The following is a 14,730-nucleotide window of genomic DNA, read 5'->3' as shown; positions in this document are numbered from 1 at the left end:
ATCAGTGGAATGTTTGTCTGGCTAGCCCAAGCGCCTCGCTCCTTGGGCAGCGTTTGCCTGGCGCTCGACTCCGATCATTTCAGGCTGCATTTGTGATCGACATCAAGGCTGGGGAATTCTTTCTGTTGATGCTTCCAACGGTCGTAGCCGTCACCTTTGGCATAAGCTTGACTTTCGACCGTCCGCCAATCCCGCGCATATCGGACGGCAAAACCCTCCACCCCCCATTCCCGGAATTGGTCGACATGCGTCAACTCATGGGCCCACGCACAGGGACTCGCGGCTACACGCGGGTCTCTGAACACAACGACATCGATTAGGGTAACTGCATCTGCAAAACCGCCATGCTCCAGCAAGTAGGCAAGGCTGAAGGAGCTGTCGTTATTGATTTTGTATCTGACGCGATTCATTGAGTCTTCGCTGGCATAGCCGGTCAACTGACGGCGAATGTGTGCAGGTATCGGCAAAGCCTTGTGGATGGCCTCATCGCGRCTCGCAGTGATTACGCTCGCGAGTATCGGGCCGCTCAGAGCATGTGCCTGAAGCTCGTTGAGAGCGTCGACCACACTTTCATTTGCGATGATGACGAAGCTATTGTCCCTGCGGTCAGCCTGATAATGAGCAACGGCGGATGGTCCGTCGAGCATCAGACTAACGGCAGCGATGACAGACAGGACCCAGATAGTCGCGCGGCGTCGGTTCATCGCAGTAATTTCTTCTCATCGGTAAGACATGATAGTCCTGTGGATCATCCGCGGCTACTGCGTTGAATTCTCCTATGGATCGCCGAGCCTCGGTCACCCGTATGGGTTTCTCCTCTCATTCCCAGCATGGCGCAATCTAAGATAGCAAGCGAGAACGAGCTATCGATGAAAATCGTCTGATATCAGTGTTATGAATAAAAAACTTGGCGGAAGAGGTGGGATTCGAACCCACGGTACGGTCTCCCGCACGCCGGTTTTCAAGACCGGTTCCTTAAACCACTCGGACACTCTTCCATCTGATTGATAAGGTTAGGTTATCCGGAAAATCCGAAAAACTGTAAAGTGGCGTTTGCTACCGCTTTGCTACCCAATCACTCGACGGCTGGCTTTTTAGCAGCTTTGATGGCCGCGTCAACTTGCTCTGCAGCGTTTGCCTGCATTCCCGGCATCACATGCGAGTAAAGATCGAGAGTGATGCCGATGGTGGAATGCCCGAGACGCTCGCTGGCGATTTTTGGATGCACGCCGGCTGCGAGCAACTGCGTTGCGTGTGAGTGCCTTAGATCATGGAAACGAATACGAGGCAGATCCGTCTTGGCTAAGAGCCTTGTCCACTCGTGGGTAAGGGAAACCGGCTTCAGCGGGTTGCCGTCAACTTGGGCTACTACGAACGCTTCTTCTCCCGGTCTGACCCCGATCTTCAGTTGCTCCTCGGCCTGCGCCAGGCGGTGCCGCTTCAACTCCTCAAGAACTGTCGAGGAGAGCGCCACAGTGCGGGACTTTCCTGACTTGGTCTCCTTGTAGCGGACGTCCTTGCCTACCTGCTCGGCGCTTCTCGTAACCGCGATGACCGCTCCCGCCAGGTCTATATCCTTCCACCGAAGAGCGATGATTTCACCACGCCTCATGCCACAGAGAGCAGCCAGCAGCGCGGGAATGAAAACGCGGCTGTTCCGCAAGTCATCGAGCATGACTGCCGTTTGCGGTGCCGTGTAAGCTCCCATCTGCTGGCGTTCGACCTTCGGCGGACGGGTGAGGGCGACAGGGTTCTTTTTCAGTAGATCCCATTTCACGGCCTGGTCCATGGCTGTCAGCATCACTCGCCTGCAGTGATGAACAGTCCGGGGCGACAGGCCTCCCTTGCCATCTCTCCGGCCACTCTCAAGCAGCTTGCCCCAGGCCGCATCAATCCGAGCTGCCGTCAGCTTATTAAGCGTGATCGCTCCCAAAATCGGCGCGATATTCTTCAGCAGAAGCTCCTCATAGCGCTGGTGTGTCTTCGGGCTAACGTTGGTCTTTTCGTGCTTCAACCAAGTCGCGAAGTACTCGCGCACTGTCGTCTTTGCCGGCTCAATGTAGTTGCCGCCATCAAGTTCGGCGATAAGACGCGCGCACTCGGTCTCGGCTTGGCGCTTCGTGCCATGGAAAGTGTGCCATTTCCGCCGACGCTTTCCAGTGTTGAGATCTGGTACGTCAATGACTATTGCCCACTTTCCCGGGGAGCGCTCGCGGACGTGGCCTTTCATTTCTTATCGTCCTTCGTTTCAGACGTCGTCCATTGTTCTTCGCGGGACGCCCACTCGTTCCAACGAGCGATGGATTGGGCGCGCTCTTCATCGGCTGCAATAACCGCCTCCGGGAGTAGCTGCTTCCCAAACATTGCGTTCAGTTCGCCCGCGAGATCGGCCACCTTGTTATGGACATCATAAACCTGCAATTCCAGCGACGGAAACTGTTCGCTGAAAAGCAATGCGACCTCGCGACCATACATATCTAGCGTCTTGGCGGCTGAATATTCATCAACCTTGGCATACCAGGCCTTCGATATTTGTTCGGAGGTGGATGTGGCTTCATGAGCCGCATCCGCTATCCCGTTCAGGTGATGCAACGTTCGAAGACCTACTTGGCACAAGCGCCGGATAGCTTCTGATCTGGTCGCTACCCTGTTGCTGAAGCGCCAATCGTCGATTGCCTGAAGCTCGGCGTCGGACATCATAATCGGTACGCGGTTCTCGCGCGGCTTAACCACAGCAAACTCCATTTTTTTACCTCGCCGGGACGGATCATAAAAAATCGGCACAAAAAGCACAAGAGGCGCTTGACGCACCTGCAGACATGGTTAATAAATAAAAAACGGCACAAGTAGCGCCGGTAATGCTGATTTATGGAGATGAATATGACTTTAGAAGAAGCGCTTGCTCGACCGACAATTTCGGTCCCCGAGGCTGGAAGGTTGTTTTTCGGCCTTGCACGGAATGGCTCCTACGAAGCCGCCCGCAAAGGAGACATTGAGACGCTCAAGGTCGGAGGTCGCATAGTAGTTCCGGTCGCTCCCCTGGCGGAGAAACTAGGTCTTAAGGCAAGCATCGCGAGGATGGCCTAATCATGACCCAAAAAACAAAAGGCCCGGCAACCGCGCCAACGGTTCCGGGCCATGGTTCAATCAATCCCGAGAAGGAGAAGGAAATGAACAAGGCAAGTCTTAACACGTCGGTCGCCGCCGCGCCAGTAGGCGAAGTCATGGCCGAGCGACCAAAGTCTATTTCAGACCTTTTCGAGGCGCCGATCGATAACGCCCGCCGCATGGCGTCGATCTTGGCCGGATTGCTCGAGGAGGGGCTTTCAAGGGACATGACGGACTACGGGCGCCCAAGCCACTATTTTCTTACCCGAGATCAAGTCGAAAACACCCTGTTCTCGATCTACCAGGTGCAGGACTTCATCGGCAAAATTCATGACGCGTTCGAGGAGGCAACACGATGACCTTCGAACTCTCCCGCCGCCGCACGCTTGGCCTGCTGGCCGGCATCGCCGCTCCAACCGTCGTAACAGCCCAGACTAATAAGGCCAGCGCAGACGACTTCCTGGCAAGCGCATCAGCGACCGCACGCGCTCAGTACCATGCCGATGCCTTGGCGGAAGCCATGGCAGAGCTGCATCCCGAGAAGTCGTGGCGAAGCGCCATCAACCATGAATGCCATTTCTGCCTCGTGGTCGGTGACGCTCGCCCAGTCTTTGTTGTTCGGGAGGAGGCGTGAAAATGGCTACTACGACCCTCGCAAGCCGCAAGATCGGCGATGTCGAAGACATCCTATCCAGCGTCCGCTTCCTGAACGAAGCCGTATTTCTTGCCGCCTCCGGCCTAGGAACGGCCGAGCATAGGAACGCCATTCAGGCGGTCTGTGACGCAATCGAAAACAAGCTCCTGATCGTGGGGGATAGGCTCGAAGAGATCCGGGAGGAGCTGAAATGAGACCGAACCAAACGCTCGATCCTTCAGACCTCGTCTACGAAATGGAAAATCTCCGCGAGCTGATGGCGGTGATCTATGACCTCTTGATGGACATGGATTACGTGAAGGCGGACGGTAGCCGAAACTCTGAGCTTGATCGTGTCTCCAAGCTTCACAAGGTCAGCTTCGATCTGGTCGCCAACCTCGGAGCTGCCATCAGCCATTTCGATATCCCGGGCACCTATGTCAGGGGAGCTGGCACCTGATGACGAGCACCGAAGAGCAAATCGAAGCATGGGACCGATACTCGACCGCAAGGCGTCGGGCTGATCGCACCCTCAAAATCGAAGATGGTATTGCTGCTGTTCGGGCATGGAAGGAATTCAGCAACGTTTTCCTTCCCGAAGGCAGACGTTTGCCGATCGACGTCGAACAACGAAACATCGCTGTTTTCCCGGTCCATAAGACCCGTATGCCAAGTGGTGATCTATGATGGCTGCAGGGAAGGCACGGCACGTTGACTTCTATTTTGACGAATACATTGCCGGCGTTGCCGGCATCCTGAACGCAGAAGAGCAGGGCGTCTACTGGATGGTGTGCTCGTTGATCATGTCCGAGGGAGGCACCATTCCCGAGAACCATCGCCGCCTCTCAATGCTGTGCGGCGTGCGTCCGTCCGACAGCAAACGCATTGTTGCGAGCCTAGTCGAGAAAGGGAAAATCTTTATCCAAACTGACGGCAAACTTGCGCAGAAGAGAGCCCAAAGTGAGGTTGAAAAGTCTCTAAACCGCATCCAAAGAGCATCTGAAGTTGGCGCGAATGGTGGCCGACCGCGCTCAAAAACAAAGCAAAATCAAGAGAACGTGAAACCTGATGGTTTTCCCGAGCAAAACCTAACCACCAACCACCAACCACCAACCACCAACCTAGAAGGAAAAAAAGAACCTATCGGTTCTTCCAAAAAGCGCGCTTCGCGGCTTCCTGCCGATTGGTCGCCACCGGCCGAGTGGATCGATGAGGCTGTCGTGGCAGGCATGTCGAAATCGCAAGCAGTGGCCGAAGCCGAGCGCATGAAGAACTGGTCGTTGTCCGATCCCAAGGGCGCCAAGCTCGATTGGCTGGCAACCTGGCGAAATTGGTACAAGCGCAAGCTGGACAAGCCGAAGACCGGTACGACCAAAGCCCAGTTGTTCGGGAGGATGTGATGACGGACGTCTTCGCAGCTCTCGCCGAACACAACATCCGCATCCGCAGCACGAGCGTCGGCAGCCATAAGACAACGTGCCCCGCATGCTCGTCGTCCCGTCGCAAGAAGAGCGATCCCTGCCTGTCGGTGACGGTCAAGGCGGATGGCAGCGCCGTCTGGAACTGTCACCACTGCTCATTCAGCGGTGGCGCTGGTGGCAACGAGTATCGCCCGGTGCGCGAGCGTCGCGTCTATCGCAAGCCGCAGCGGGAAACCTCGCCACAGCGCCCTGATAGCCTGCACGCATGGTTTGAGAAGCGTGGAATTTCTCGAGCCGTGGTCGAGCGGTTTGGCATCTACAAAACCCGCCAGTTCTTCCCGCAGACTGAGAAGGAAGAGGACTGTATCGCCTTCCCGTACGAGTGGGACGGCGAACTTCGGAACGTCAAGTATCGCACTGCGAATAAGCTGTTTCGCCAGGAGAAGGACCCGGAGCCCGTATTCTTCAACGCTGACAGTATCGGCGCCGGGGAGGATCTGATCATCTGCGAAGGTGAGATCGACGTCATGGCGTTGGTCGAGGCCGGCCTGCATCACGTCATTTCATTGCCGAACGGGGCGCCGTCTGGCCCTGAGACGAGCGAGAAGCGTTACGAGCCTTTCGGCACCCATTGGGAGCTGCTGGTGGAGGTAAAGCGCTTCCTCATCGCCACCGACATGGACGGACCCGGTGAAGCATTGGCGCAGGAGATAGCGCGCCGCGTCGGCAAAGACCGGAGTTTCCGGGTGCGGTTGCCGGCTGGCAGCAAGGACGCGAACGAATGCCTACTGAACCACGGCAGGCAGATGTTGGTCGACTGTGTCGCTAATGCCGAGCCATGGCCGATCGACGGTCTGCACGATGTCGAGAGCTTCGCAAGCGACGTGCTCGATATCTACCATGGCAAAGGTCCGCAGCCGCTCACGACCGGCTTCAAGGAGCTAGACAAGGCATTCAAGTACATCCCCGGGCAGTTCATCGCGATCACGGGCATCCCGAATCACGGCAAGTCTCGCGTCATCGATCAGTTCGCCGTTCAAACCGCCAGACTCCGCGACGAAAAGTGGGGGTTCTTCTCCCCGGAGACGGGCGAGGCAAATCACATCGTAGATCTCTGCGAAATCTGGGTTGGGCAGCCATTCCACGACGGCCCGACGCACCGAATGACTGAAGCTGAATTGATGTCGGCCATGGCGTGGTTGAACGAGCGGATTTTCCTTCTTGGCGCTGTCGATCATACGCCATCAATCGATTGGCTCCTCGAGCGAGCACGCGCCGCGGTGATCCGGTACGGCGTTACGAACATCGTTATCGATCCCTACAACGAGATTGAGGCATCCCGACCAGACAAGCTCACGGAAACGGAGTTCATTTCGCAGCTCATCTCCAAGTGCAAGCAGTTCGGCAAACGCCATGGCTGCACGATCTGGATGATTATCCACCCGACAAAGCTCAAGGCGCACGGCGAGGGCAAGGAACCTATCCCAGGCCTCTATGACCTCGCAGGAAGTGCTCATTGGCGCAACAAGGCGGATGCCGGCCTTGTCGTCTACCGCGACTACGAAGAGGAGGTGACTTACGTCATCTCCAAGAAGATCCGTCGCCAGCCAATATGCGGCCGACCTGGATCAGTGACGCTTCAATTCGTCGGTGCCGATCGACGGTTCGAAGAGATCCCCGCCAGCTTCAAAAATCTTGGGAGCGAATAGCGGCATGAGCAACGTGATCAATTTTCCATCGATCGTTCATATCGAGATAAATGCTCGTGTCGTCAAAATGACGACGACCACCACTGCTGGACGGACCCGCAGCGTGCACTATGCGGCCGGGCAGCGAATGTATTTTGTGGATGTTGTCGAGGCCGATGGTGGGCGCATTAGCATGTGGAGCGGCATCGACAACCATGCGGCTCGTCGGGCCGCACATGAACTAGCTCAGGATTTCAGTGGGCGCATTCGTGACCTGACGGGAGACGCGGCATGAAGGCAGCGATTCTCACCGTCTCCAGAAACGACGACGGCCGATACGAGATCACTGACCAGCGCGGCAAGGTTGTGGAAGGACCGTTCGATACCAACGCAGCTGCCTGGAAGGCTCTCGATCGTCTCGACAACGAAGCCAGCCGGCCCACGAAGCCGAAGAGCAACAAAAAGGTGCTTTGGGGAACGCCGGAAGTGCAGAAGTCGAAGAAGGGTCGCCGGAAGGCTAAGCGGCAGAAGGAGCTGCAGGATCGTCAGATGATGGCGAACGCCGGCAAGGCTGTCGGTTGGGTCCGTTCGATCGCTGCTACCAAATTCGATCCAGCCGGGGAGCGCGCCTACCGAGACCACAAGCTCGGCACGTTCGGTGCGGCTTCTGAAGTCAAACGGATCGATCCGGCCACGTACATGGCCGAGAAGGCCCGGAGTAAGTGATGGTCGAAGAACTCCCCGAGGATGTGCAGCAGCGCATGATTGAAAAGCTGCTCGGCAAGGTGAATGCCGAGCGCATCAAAACAGCGACCAAACGCTTTCGTCCGACGCCCGTTATCGTCGCCTACGAGTATTACCAGATGCCGGGTCAGCTTTTCAGGAACTGGCGGATCGATCGCATCGAGAACGGCCGAAAAGACCAGCACCTCGCGCACTCCGACCGCGATGACTGCATGGCTGAAGTCGAAGCGCTGAAGCGCAAGGGCTTCACGGTGCGACAGGTGACGATGGGCCTCCAACCTACAAAGGCTCAGCGCGAGCAAGCCCGAGCGGCCGGACAACAGCGCCGCAGCTCAATCATGAACCAGCTGAAGGATATCAAGATTTGAACATGCAGACGCTTCAAAGGGCCTTCGATCCATCGAACGAGGAAAGGCAGGCTAAGCTTGCGCGCGCCGAGGAACTTAAGTTTCGCGTTGTACGCAAAGGTGAGGGACATCAAAGGGGGTGGAACCCAGCGCAAGAACTTTGGTTTGCGGTGAAGGCTGTTCCAGGGTCGCAGCGTTCACCCTCTGCCACCGTCAACGACGGTCGAGAGCCCAGTCTGAGCCTCATCGAGCGCAATCTCGCCAACGCCGGCTTTGAATCGTTCATGCCGTGCTATCGCAAGGTGATCCGCCACCATCGCAACCACAAGCTCATTGAACGACGTTTCCCGATCTTCACGGGGTATGTCTTCGTCAATTTGCCAACACTACAATTCCGCGGGGTCGAGGCCGTTGAAGGAGTCGGCAAGCTGCTGAAGTTCAGTCGGGTCTACAGCGATGAGCCAGAGCCCTTCAGTTTCGCCCAGGAGGTGATTGACCGACTGCGCTATGCCGAGTGGTTCGAGGATCAGGCGTTCATGCTGGCGAAGTCTTATGCCATGCGTCAGGACGAAGTGGAGCGTGAGCAGCGCGCGAAACGGAAGGGCAGCCCGAAGGCAGGCAACAGCCGGCGCATCCGCAATTCTCAGTATTCCGAGCTTACTGGGGGCCTATCGAGAGCGATGATGGCGCCTTCGTCACGCGCAATAGTTATGGAAACGCTAGATCAGTTGTTGAAGCTCGGCTGATCCGCTTGCAAACACATAACCGTCTGGTAATATCTGCGCACTGATTTGTGGGCGTACAGTGCGCAGAGACGCCGGCCCACGCGGCCCCTGAGGGGTAAGCCGCGCGATAGAAGAAATGCGTTTTTTATACAGGTCAGACCTTCTCAATAGAAATGAGCTTGTCTTCGAAGCTCACATCCGGATAGTCCAGCCGGAAATTGTCACCAGCAGCCTTGACGTAGGTGGCAATATCACCTTCTTCGGAAGCGGAAAACTCTAAGACAACAGATCTATCAGGGTTCTTTTCATCGCGAATAGTAACCTTCATGCGCATTTATTGGTCTCCTATCTGGGCTTCCATCGAAAGACATGAGGCTACAGCTGGCAGCGCATGTAGGCCACTCTCTTGTCCCCGCGTTTATATCCTGTTCGAGGCGCTCTTGATGCTTCATCGATCACGTGGATCGAGAATGTCTCGTCGAGCCGCAAATACTTCCAACCTTGACGCTCGCCGCTATTACTGCCGCCGCGGACCTGCCAGACTAGCATTATGTCATTTCCGTCTTGGGTCGTCCCAACTGCGTGTACTTCGACAACTCGGGTATAGCCGTCGTACCGAAGCTCAAGGCATTGCCTCAGCCTCAATCCTTCACAAGGGGTATGCATGCGCATTCCGACTCACCTCGCTGCACCTGAACTATGTGAGTTAACCGAATACATCGAAGAGTTGCAATGAGTGGTCGGCGCGTCCGGAGACGTTGATTGGGGAAGAAGCTTAAAATCATCCGTCCTTTGGTCTCTACGTTGCCTCCACTTGTAGGCAGACCGAAAGGCGAGAAGGCAAGAGACCACTATAGACGCCAAACCCAGCCATGGCGCGCCTGGTACAACACCCCACGATGGGAGAGACTCAGGCGTCAGGCCTTCGAGCGTGACCTCTACACCTGCCAGCGCAGCGGAGAGATCTGCTCGGGCACTGGCAATGATCAGAACTCACCAGTGGCTAACCACAAGATCCCGCATCACGGCGATCCGGCTCTCTTCTGGGACATCAACAACATCGAGACGGTGACCAAGCGCATCCACGACGGGCTGATCCAGTCGGAAGAGCGCAGAGCGCAGTTAGGAACATAGGTTTGGCGTCGATCCTCTTCCATTCGAACTGTGGACATTCGCCGATCTGGCCACTTGTCCCGCACGCGATGATCGAACTTGAGACTAAGGGTTTCGACTTCCAGCCTCATGTGGCACCGGCATGGAGTGATCCTTGAATGGCAGCGGTCGGGGAAGACGGACAAGCAATCGGCTTCCTCATCTATCGCTACGATGATCTGAAATGTTCATGGTTCATCGTGCTCGCGTGGGTGCTGGAGGAGCATCGGCGCAAAGGTATCCACACCGCGCTATTCACTGCACTCGTTGAGCGCGCCAAAAAGCGCGGTGACATCCTCTCGATCGACTGCGGCACCCACATCAACAACGTAGCTGCACAGGCTGCGTTCGAAGCGCAGGGCAGGGCGAAGACGGCGATCATGTATTCCTTCCACCTGAAGGACTGGCTCGATGGCAAGGAACCTACGGAGGTGGCGCAGTAGCCATGGCCATAACCAAGCCCAGCAGTGCACGCCTTGTCGTCCGCCACTACCAGGACGGCAAGATGCGAGTATTCCTCGATGGCAAGCTAATCCCCGGCGTCGTCAGTGCAGAGGTAAAGCAGGAAGCAGGATATCGATCGCTCCTCTCACTCTCCATCATCGGTCTCGCTTACAGAATGGAGACCTCTCCTCTGAGAAGTAGCGAGGACAGAGGTGGGCAACCAAGCCCGGATGACGACGAAGCGCACCAGTGAGGCGCTGTGAGGCAAAGCGGGCCTATCCCATCAGAGGGGGGGAGGGTCAGACTGGAAACTAGCCTCCCGGCCGGACCCGCGTCCCCCACATGCAGAGATTTTATTTCTGCTGTTTGAATTTCGCTTCCTAGAAATCAAAGGAATCAAAGATGGCCAGAGGTGGTTACCGCGCGGGCGCCGGCCGGCCGCGGAAGGAAGCTGGCAAGGCTCCAATCGCTCGTGACGAAGATCATGCGAGAAAGCCGCAGAAGTCCTTGGGCGACAAAAGTCCCCTCGAGTACATGCTCGATGTGATGAATGACGACGACGCAGAAGACGCGCGACGGGATAAGATGGCGATTGCAGCAGCCCCGTTCGTCCATGCGAAGGCCGAAGAGGCAAAGGCCGGAAAGAAGGCCGCTCGAAAAGATGCGGCTGCTGCGGCGTCTGCCGCTGGCGGGAAGTTTGCCCAGCGGCATGGGCCTAAGCTCGCGGTCGATAACACGTGACGCTGAATTGGTCGACCGCTTGCCCCGATTGGGAGAAGCGCATTGTCTCGCAGCGTTCGCTTATCGCCTTCCGTCCTCTGTTTCAGAGCGAAGCTGACTACGCCTTGAGTGTCTTCAAGGCGCTGAAGGTCACCGACCTGCCAGGGCAACCGACGTTCGGCGAAGTCAGCGACCAGTGGGTCTTCGATTTCGTCGCTGCGATTTTCGGCGCCTATGATGCCGAGACCGGCAAGCAGCTCATTACCGAATTCTTCCTGCTGATCAGCAAGAAGAACACCAAATCCACCATCGCCGCGGCGATCATGCTGACGGCGTTGATCATCAACTGGCGTCATAATGAGGAACTGCTGATCCTCGCGCCGACGATCGAAGTTGCCCAGAACAGTTACAAGCCGGCTGCTGCCATGGTTCGGGCAGATCCTGAGCTTGACGCCAACGCAGACGAGGGTGGTCTGCTTGTCGTTCAGGACCACCTTCGGACAATCAAGCACCTCGGAACTGATGCGGCGCTGAAGGTAGTCGCCGCTGACACGGATACGGTGTCCGGCAAAAAGGCAGGTCGGATACTCATCGATGAGCTTTGGGTGTTCGGCAAGCGAGCAAACGCAGATGCGATGCTCAGGGAGGCGACGGGCGGGTTGGTGTCGAGGCCGGAAGGTTTCATCATCACGCTGTCGACTCAAAGCGACGAGCCACCCGCCGGTGTCTTCAAGGCGAAGCTGGACTATGCTCGAAACGTTCGTGACGGTGTGATCGAGAACCGCAAGTTCTTGCCGGTGATTTATGAGTTTCCGCCCGACATGATCAAGGCGAAAGCCTACGAAGATCCGGCGAACTTCTACGTCACGAATCCGAATATCGGTCGATCGGTCAGCCAGGAGTGGTTGCAAGACGAGATGACCAAGGAATTGTCCGGTGACCGCACGACGCTGGCAACTTTCCTCGCTAAACACCTGAACGTTGAGATCGGAATGAACCTCAGGGCCAACAGATGGCCAGGGGCTGATCTCTGGGACGGTAGAGCAGAAGAGAAGATTACGCTCGAGTACCTCCTCGCCAGCTGCGATGTGATCGTGCCGGGGTTGGACGGTGGCGGCCTCGATGACTTGTTCGGCCTCGCTGTCGTTGGAAGGCACAAGGTGACGCGAGAGTGGCTCTGTTGGGTGCACGCCTGGTGCCACCATGGCGTTCTGAGGCGGCGCCAGTCGATAGCCACCAAGCTGCGCGAATTCGAGGCCAAGGGCGAGTTGACGATCGTTGACGACGAGCTTGAAGATATTTCGGATATCGTCGGTATCGTCGCACAGATCAAAGACGCTGGTCTTCTTGCCTGTGTCGCCGTCGACCCGGCCGGACTGGGCGAAATGGTCGAAGCTCTCGACGAGATCGGCGTGACGCAGGAAGAGGGGCTCCTGATCGGCGTGCCGCAGGGCTACCAGTTGATGAACGCCATCAAGACGGCAGAACGGAAGCTTGCGAATGGCACCTTACGCCATTCCGGCACCGCCCTCATGCAGTGGTGCGTCGGCAACCTGAAGATAGAGCCGACGGCAACGGCAATCAGAGCAACGAAGCAGAATGCCGGCGATGCGAAGATCGACGTCGCGATGGCGCTTTTCAACGCCGTGACGGTGATGAGCCGCAATCCCGAACCGAAGCGCAAGCCGCAATTCCAGATGCTGGTCGTAGGCGGCCGATAAGGAAGCACACATGAACAGGATGTATTCTGTCCTGACGGTGAAAGCCGTCGAGGAGGAGCAGCGCATTATCCGCGGCGTGGCCACCACACCTAACCCGGATCGCGTCGGCGACATCGTTGAACCCCTCGGCGTCCAGTTCAAGAACCCGATGCCACTCCTGCATCAGCACGATCACGACAAACCTGTCGGTACCGTGACCTTCGACAAACCCACTAAGGACGGCATCACCTTCGAGGCAAAGCTCCCGATCATCGAGGAAGCTGGCCCGCTGCGCGATCGTATTGAAACCGCATGGGGCGAACTCAAGGCTGGGCTGGTCAGAGCCGTCTCGATTGGTTTTCGTTCGCTCGAACACGCTTGGATGGACAATGGCGGCATTCGCTTCATCGCCTCCGAAGTCCTCGAACTCTCGCTCGTCTCCGTACCGGCAAACGCTGATGCGGTGATCTCCACCATCAAGTCGATCGATCGCCCTCTGCTTGCCGCGTCAGGCAAAGAGCCGAAGGCAGGCGATCGGCCTGCTCGCCCCGGCGCCTCGGGAAAATCCACCAAACCAGTAAACCTGAAACCAAAGGAACACACAGCTATGAAGACCATTGCTGAACAGATCGCGGCGCTGGAAGCCTCTCGGCAGGCTAAAGCCGCTCGCATGGCCGATATCATGCAGAAGTCCATCGACGAAGGCCGCTCCACGGACCAGTCCGAACAGGAAGAGTTCGACACCTTGCAGGGCGAAGTCGAGCAGATCGACGGTGACCTGAAGCGTTTCCGCTCTCTGGAGAAGGCACAGGCTCTCAGCGCAAGGCCGGTCGTCGCCAACCAGATCAAGACGACTGATGCTGCCGCTGCCGCTCGCATGGGCGCTCCTGTCGTGATCAAGAGCGACAAGGACGAGGCCTTCGAGGGTCAGAACTTCACCCGCATGGTGATCGCCAAGACCCTGGCCCGTATCGACGATGTGTCGGCAGTCGGCATTGCGCACAAGCGCTGGGGCCAGAAAAGCCCGCAGCTCGTCGAGACAATCAAGGCTGCTGTTGCTGGCGGTGGCACCGACTCCGGTGAATGGGGTGCGGAATTGGTCCATATCGATCGCTACACCGGCGACTTCATCGAATACCTGTACAGCCGAACCGTGTTCGACAAGCTGCCGTTGCGCGAAGTTCCGGCCAACGTCAACATCGCCGGCCAGGATGGAGCGGCCACCGGCTACTGGGTCGGTCAGTCCAAGTCCATTCCCGTCAGCAAGGCGGATTTCATGGACGTCAACCTGACCCCGCTCAAGGTCGCGGCCTTGGCAGTCGTTTCGAAGGAACTACTCCGCGACTCTTCGCCATCTGCCGAAAAGCTCGTTCGTGACGCTCTCGTGGAGGCATCCGCGCAGCGTGTCGATCAGACCTTCCTCGGCACCGGTGCGGCGAGCGCCGGCGTTTCCCCAGCCGGCATCCTGAACGGGCTCACGGCGGGAACCAGCGCAGGCGATGACATCGAAGGCGTAATCGCCGACGTGAAGGCGCTCTATGGTGGCTTCATCACGGCGAACAACGCCGACGGCCTCTATTTCGTCACTACGCAGTCGCTGGCGAAGTCGCTCGGTCTCATGCAGAACGCGCTCGGCAATTGGGCATTCCCCGGCCTTTCGGCGAATGGTGGTTCGCTCTTGGGCGATCCGCTCGTCGCGGGTGGCAACGTTGGTGCCGGCGACCTGATCCTGCTGAAGCCGTCCGACATCTACAAGATCGGTGATCGTGGCGTCGAAGTCTCGCTCTCGACAGAGGCTGCCATCCAGATGGACAGCGCTCCGGACGGAGCCAGCGACACTCCGGTGGCAAATACCAGCGTTGTGTCGATGTTCCAGACGGATTCCGTGGCCATCAAGGTCGTACGTCCGCTGAACTTCGCTAAGCGCCGCGCTTCTGCCGTCGCTTACATCGGCGATGCCGACTACGGCGCAGTAGTCACCCCGTAAAAGCTGGTGAACAGGTGTGAGGTGGGGCTTTGGCCCCACCTCTTTCTCGTTTGGATGGAG

21 protein-coding genes and 1 tRNA gene are annotated in these 14,730 nt (G+C 57.4%); 16 read left to right on the top strand and 6 right to left on the bottom strand.

Annotation, left to right across the window (positions count from 1 at the left end; genetic code table 11):
• Positions 1 to 74 precede the first annotated feature (74 nt).
• The 4 genes from AC1DE4_RS22645 to AC1DE4_RS22630 form a co-directional block, all read right to left on the bottom strand.
• Positions 75 to 704 (bottom strand): eCIS core domain-containing protein, encoded by a 630-nt coding sequence (locus AC1DE4_RS22645; RefSeq protein WP_477883219.1) that lies wholly within the window; start codon positions 702 to 704, stop codon positions 75 to 77.
• 204 nt (positions 705 to 908) lie between these two features.
• Positions 909 to 998: transfer RNA gene (locus tag AC1DE4_RS22640), tRNA-Ser, on the bottom strand.
• Between the two features lie 77 nt (positions 999 to 1,075).
• Positions 1,076 to 2,230 carry a site-specific integrase gene (locus tag AC1DE4_RS22635; protein ID WP_477883217.1) on the bottom strand — a complete coding sequence of 385 codons (1,155 nt, stop codon included), beginning with the start codon at positions 2,228 to 2,230 and terminating at the stop codon, positions 1,076 to 1,078.
• Positions 2,227 to 2,745, bottom strand: a complete 519-nt coding sequence (locus AC1DE4_RS22630; RefSeq protein WP_477883215.1) for a hypothetical protein — start codon at positions 2,743 to 2,745, stop codon at positions 2,227 to 2,229. The genes AC1DE4_RS22635 and AC1DE4_RS22630 overlap by 4 nt, the downstream gene beginning before the upstream one ends.
• Positions 2,746 to 3,089: 344 nt before the next feature.
• Between AC1DE4_RS22630 and AC1DE4_RS22625 the strand changes: the two genes are divergently transcribed.
• The 11 genes from AC1DE4_RS22625 to AC1DE4_RS22575 are packed head-to-tail and all read left to right on the top strand — an operon-like array spanning position 3,090 to position 8,688.
• Positions 3,090 to 3,467: a hypothetical protein gene (locus tag AC1DE4_RS22625; protein WP_477883213.1), complete on the top strand. Its 378-nt coding sequence runs from the start codon at positions 3,090 to 3,092 to the stop codon at positions 3,465 to 3,467.
• Positions 3,464 to 3,742, top strand: a complete 279-nt coding sequence (locus tag AC1DE4_RS22620; protein ID WP_477883211.1) for a hypothetical protein — start codon at positions 3,464 to 3,466, stop codon at positions 3,740 to 3,742. The genes AC1DE4_RS22625 and AC1DE4_RS22620 overlap by 4 nt, the downstream gene beginning before the upstream one ends.
• Before the next feature lie 2 nt (positions 3,743 to 3,744).
• The gene (locus AC1DE4_RS22615; protein WP_477883209.1) at positions 3,745 to 3,957 is read left to right on the top strand and encodes a hypothetical protein; all 213 of its coding nucleotides are present in this window, start codon (positions 3,745 to 3,747) and stop codon (positions 3,955 to 3,957) included.
• Positions 3,954 to 4,202, top strand: a complete 249-nt coding sequence (locus AC1DE4_RS22610; RefSeq protein WP_477883208.1) for a hypothetical protein — start codon at positions 3,954 to 3,956, stop codon at positions 4,200 to 4,202. The genes AC1DE4_RS22615 and AC1DE4_RS22610 overlap by 4 nt, the downstream gene beginning before the upstream one ends.
• The gene (locus AC1DE4_RS22605) at positions 4,202 to 4,429 is read left to right on the top strand and encodes a hypothetical protein (RefSeq protein ID WP_477883206.1); all 228 of its coding nucleotides are present in this window, start codon (positions 4,202 to 4,204) and stop codon (positions 4,427 to 4,429) included. Before AC1DE4_RS22610 ends, AC1DE4_RS22605 begins: the two co-directional genes overlap by 1 nt.
• Positions 4,429 to 5,142, top strand: coding sequence for a DUF1376 domain-containing protein (locus AC1DE4_RS22600; protein ID WP_477883204.1), 714 nt, complete (start codon positions 4,429 to 4,431; stop codon positions 5,140 to 5,142). Before AC1DE4_RS22605 ends, AC1DE4_RS22600 begins: the two co-directional genes overlap by 1 nt.
• A complete protein-coding gene (locus tag AC1DE4_RS22595) occupies positions 5,142 to 6,872 on the top strand; it encodes a bifunctional DNA primase/helicase (protein WP_477883202.1) in 1,731 nt (576 codons plus the stop codon). Before AC1DE4_RS22600 ends, AC1DE4_RS22595 begins: the two co-directional genes overlap by 1 nt.
• 4 nt (positions 6,873 to 6,876) lie before the next feature.
• Positions 6,877 to 7,146 (top strand): hypothetical protein, encoded by a 270-nt coding sequence (locus tag AC1DE4_RS22590; protein WP_477883200.1) that lies wholly within the window; start codon positions 6,877 to 6,879, stop codon positions 7,144 to 7,146.
• Positions 7,143 to 7,577: a hypothetical protein gene (locus AC1DE4_RS22585; RefSeq protein ID WP_477883198.1), complete on the top strand. Its 435-nt coding sequence runs from the start codon at positions 7,143 to 7,145 to the stop codon at positions 7,575 to 7,577. Before AC1DE4_RS22590 ends, AC1DE4_RS22585 begins: the two co-directional genes overlap by 4 nt.
• Positions 7,577 to 7,963, top strand: coding sequence for a hypothetical protein (locus AC1DE4_RS22580; protein ID WP_477883196.1), 387 nt, complete (start codon positions 7,577 to 7,579; stop codon positions 7,961 to 7,963). Before AC1DE4_RS22585 ends, AC1DE4_RS22580 begins: the two co-directional genes overlap by 1 nt.
• Before the next feature lie 2 nt (positions 7,964 to 7,965).
• On the top strand, positions 7,966 to 8,688 hold the full coding sequence (locus AC1DE4_RS22575; protein ID WP_477883242.1) for a transcription termination/antitermination NusG family protein: 723 nt from the start codon (positions 7,966 to 7,968) through the stop codon (positions 8,686 to 8,688).
• A gap of 133 nt (positions 8,689 to 8,821) precedes the next feature.
• On the opposite strand, the gene AC1DE4_RS22570 is transcribed toward AC1DE4_RS22575, so the two are convergent.
• Positions 8,822 to 9,001: a hypothetical protein gene (locus AC1DE4_RS22570; protein ID WP_477883194.1), complete on the bottom strand. Its 180-nt coding sequence runs from the start codon at positions 8,999 to 9,001 to the stop codon at positions 8,822 to 8,824.
• Between the two features lie 665 nt (positions 9,002 to 9,666).
• Between AC1DE4_RS22570 and AC1DE4_RS22565 the strand changes: the two genes are divergently transcribed.
• From AC1DE4_RS22565 to AC1DE4_RS22555, 3 genes are all read left to right on the top strand, one after another.
• Entirely contained in the window at positions 9,667 to 9,801 is a 135-nt protein-coding gene (locus tag AC1DE4_RS22565) for a hypothetical protein (protein ID WP_477883192.1), read from the top strand.
• A gap of 137 nt (positions 9,802 to 9,938) precedes the next feature.
• Positions 9,939 to 10,262: a GNAT family N-acetyltransferase gene (locus AC1DE4_RS22560; protein WP_477883190.1), complete on the top strand. Its 324-nt coding sequence runs from the start codon at positions 9,939 to 9,941 to the stop codon at positions 10,260 to 10,262.
• Between the two features lie 2 nt (positions 10,263 to 10,264).
• Complete coding sequence (locus AC1DE4_RS22555) at positions 10,265 to 10,516, top strand: hypothetical protein (RefSeq protein WP_477883188.1); 252 nt, start codon at positions 10,265 to 10,267, stop codon at positions 10,514 to 10,516.
• 143 nt (positions 10,517 to 10,659) lie between these two features.
• Here the strand turns inward: AC1DE4_RS22555 and AC1DE4_RS22550 are convergent, their stop codons facing one another.
• A complete protein-coding gene (locus AC1DE4_RS22550) occupies positions 10,660 to 10,974 on the bottom strand; it encodes a hypothetical protein (protein ID WP_477883186.1) in 315 nt (104 codons plus the stop codon).
• A gap of 32 nt (positions 10,975 to 11,006) precedes the next feature.
• On the opposite strand from AC1DE4_RS22550, the gene AC1DE4_RS22545 reads away from it, so the two are divergent.
• Together AC1DE4_RS22545 and AC1DE4_RS22540 are read left to right on the top strand one after the other, a co-directional pair.
• Complete coding sequence (locus tag AC1DE4_RS22545; RefSeq protein ID WP_477883240.1) at positions 11,007 to 12,704, top strand: terminase large subunit; 1,698 nt, start codon at positions 11,007 to 11,009, stop codon at positions 12,702 to 12,704.
• A 10-nt stretch (positions 12,705 to 12,714) separates the two neighbouring features.
• On the top strand, positions 12,715 to 14,670 hold the full coding sequence (locus AC1DE4_RS22540) for a phage major capsid protein (RefSeq protein ID WP_477883184.1): 1,956 nt from the start codon (positions 12,715 to 12,717) through the stop codon (positions 14,668 to 14,670).
• The last annotated feature ends 60 nt before the right edge of the window (positions 14,671 to 14,730 follow it).

The sequence above is a fragment of the Rhizobium sp. 10N414 genome, assembly GCF_056394785.1.
The sequence above is the reverse complement of the archived record's forward strand: the minus strand, read 5'-3'. Positions and strand labels throughout refer to the sequence as shown.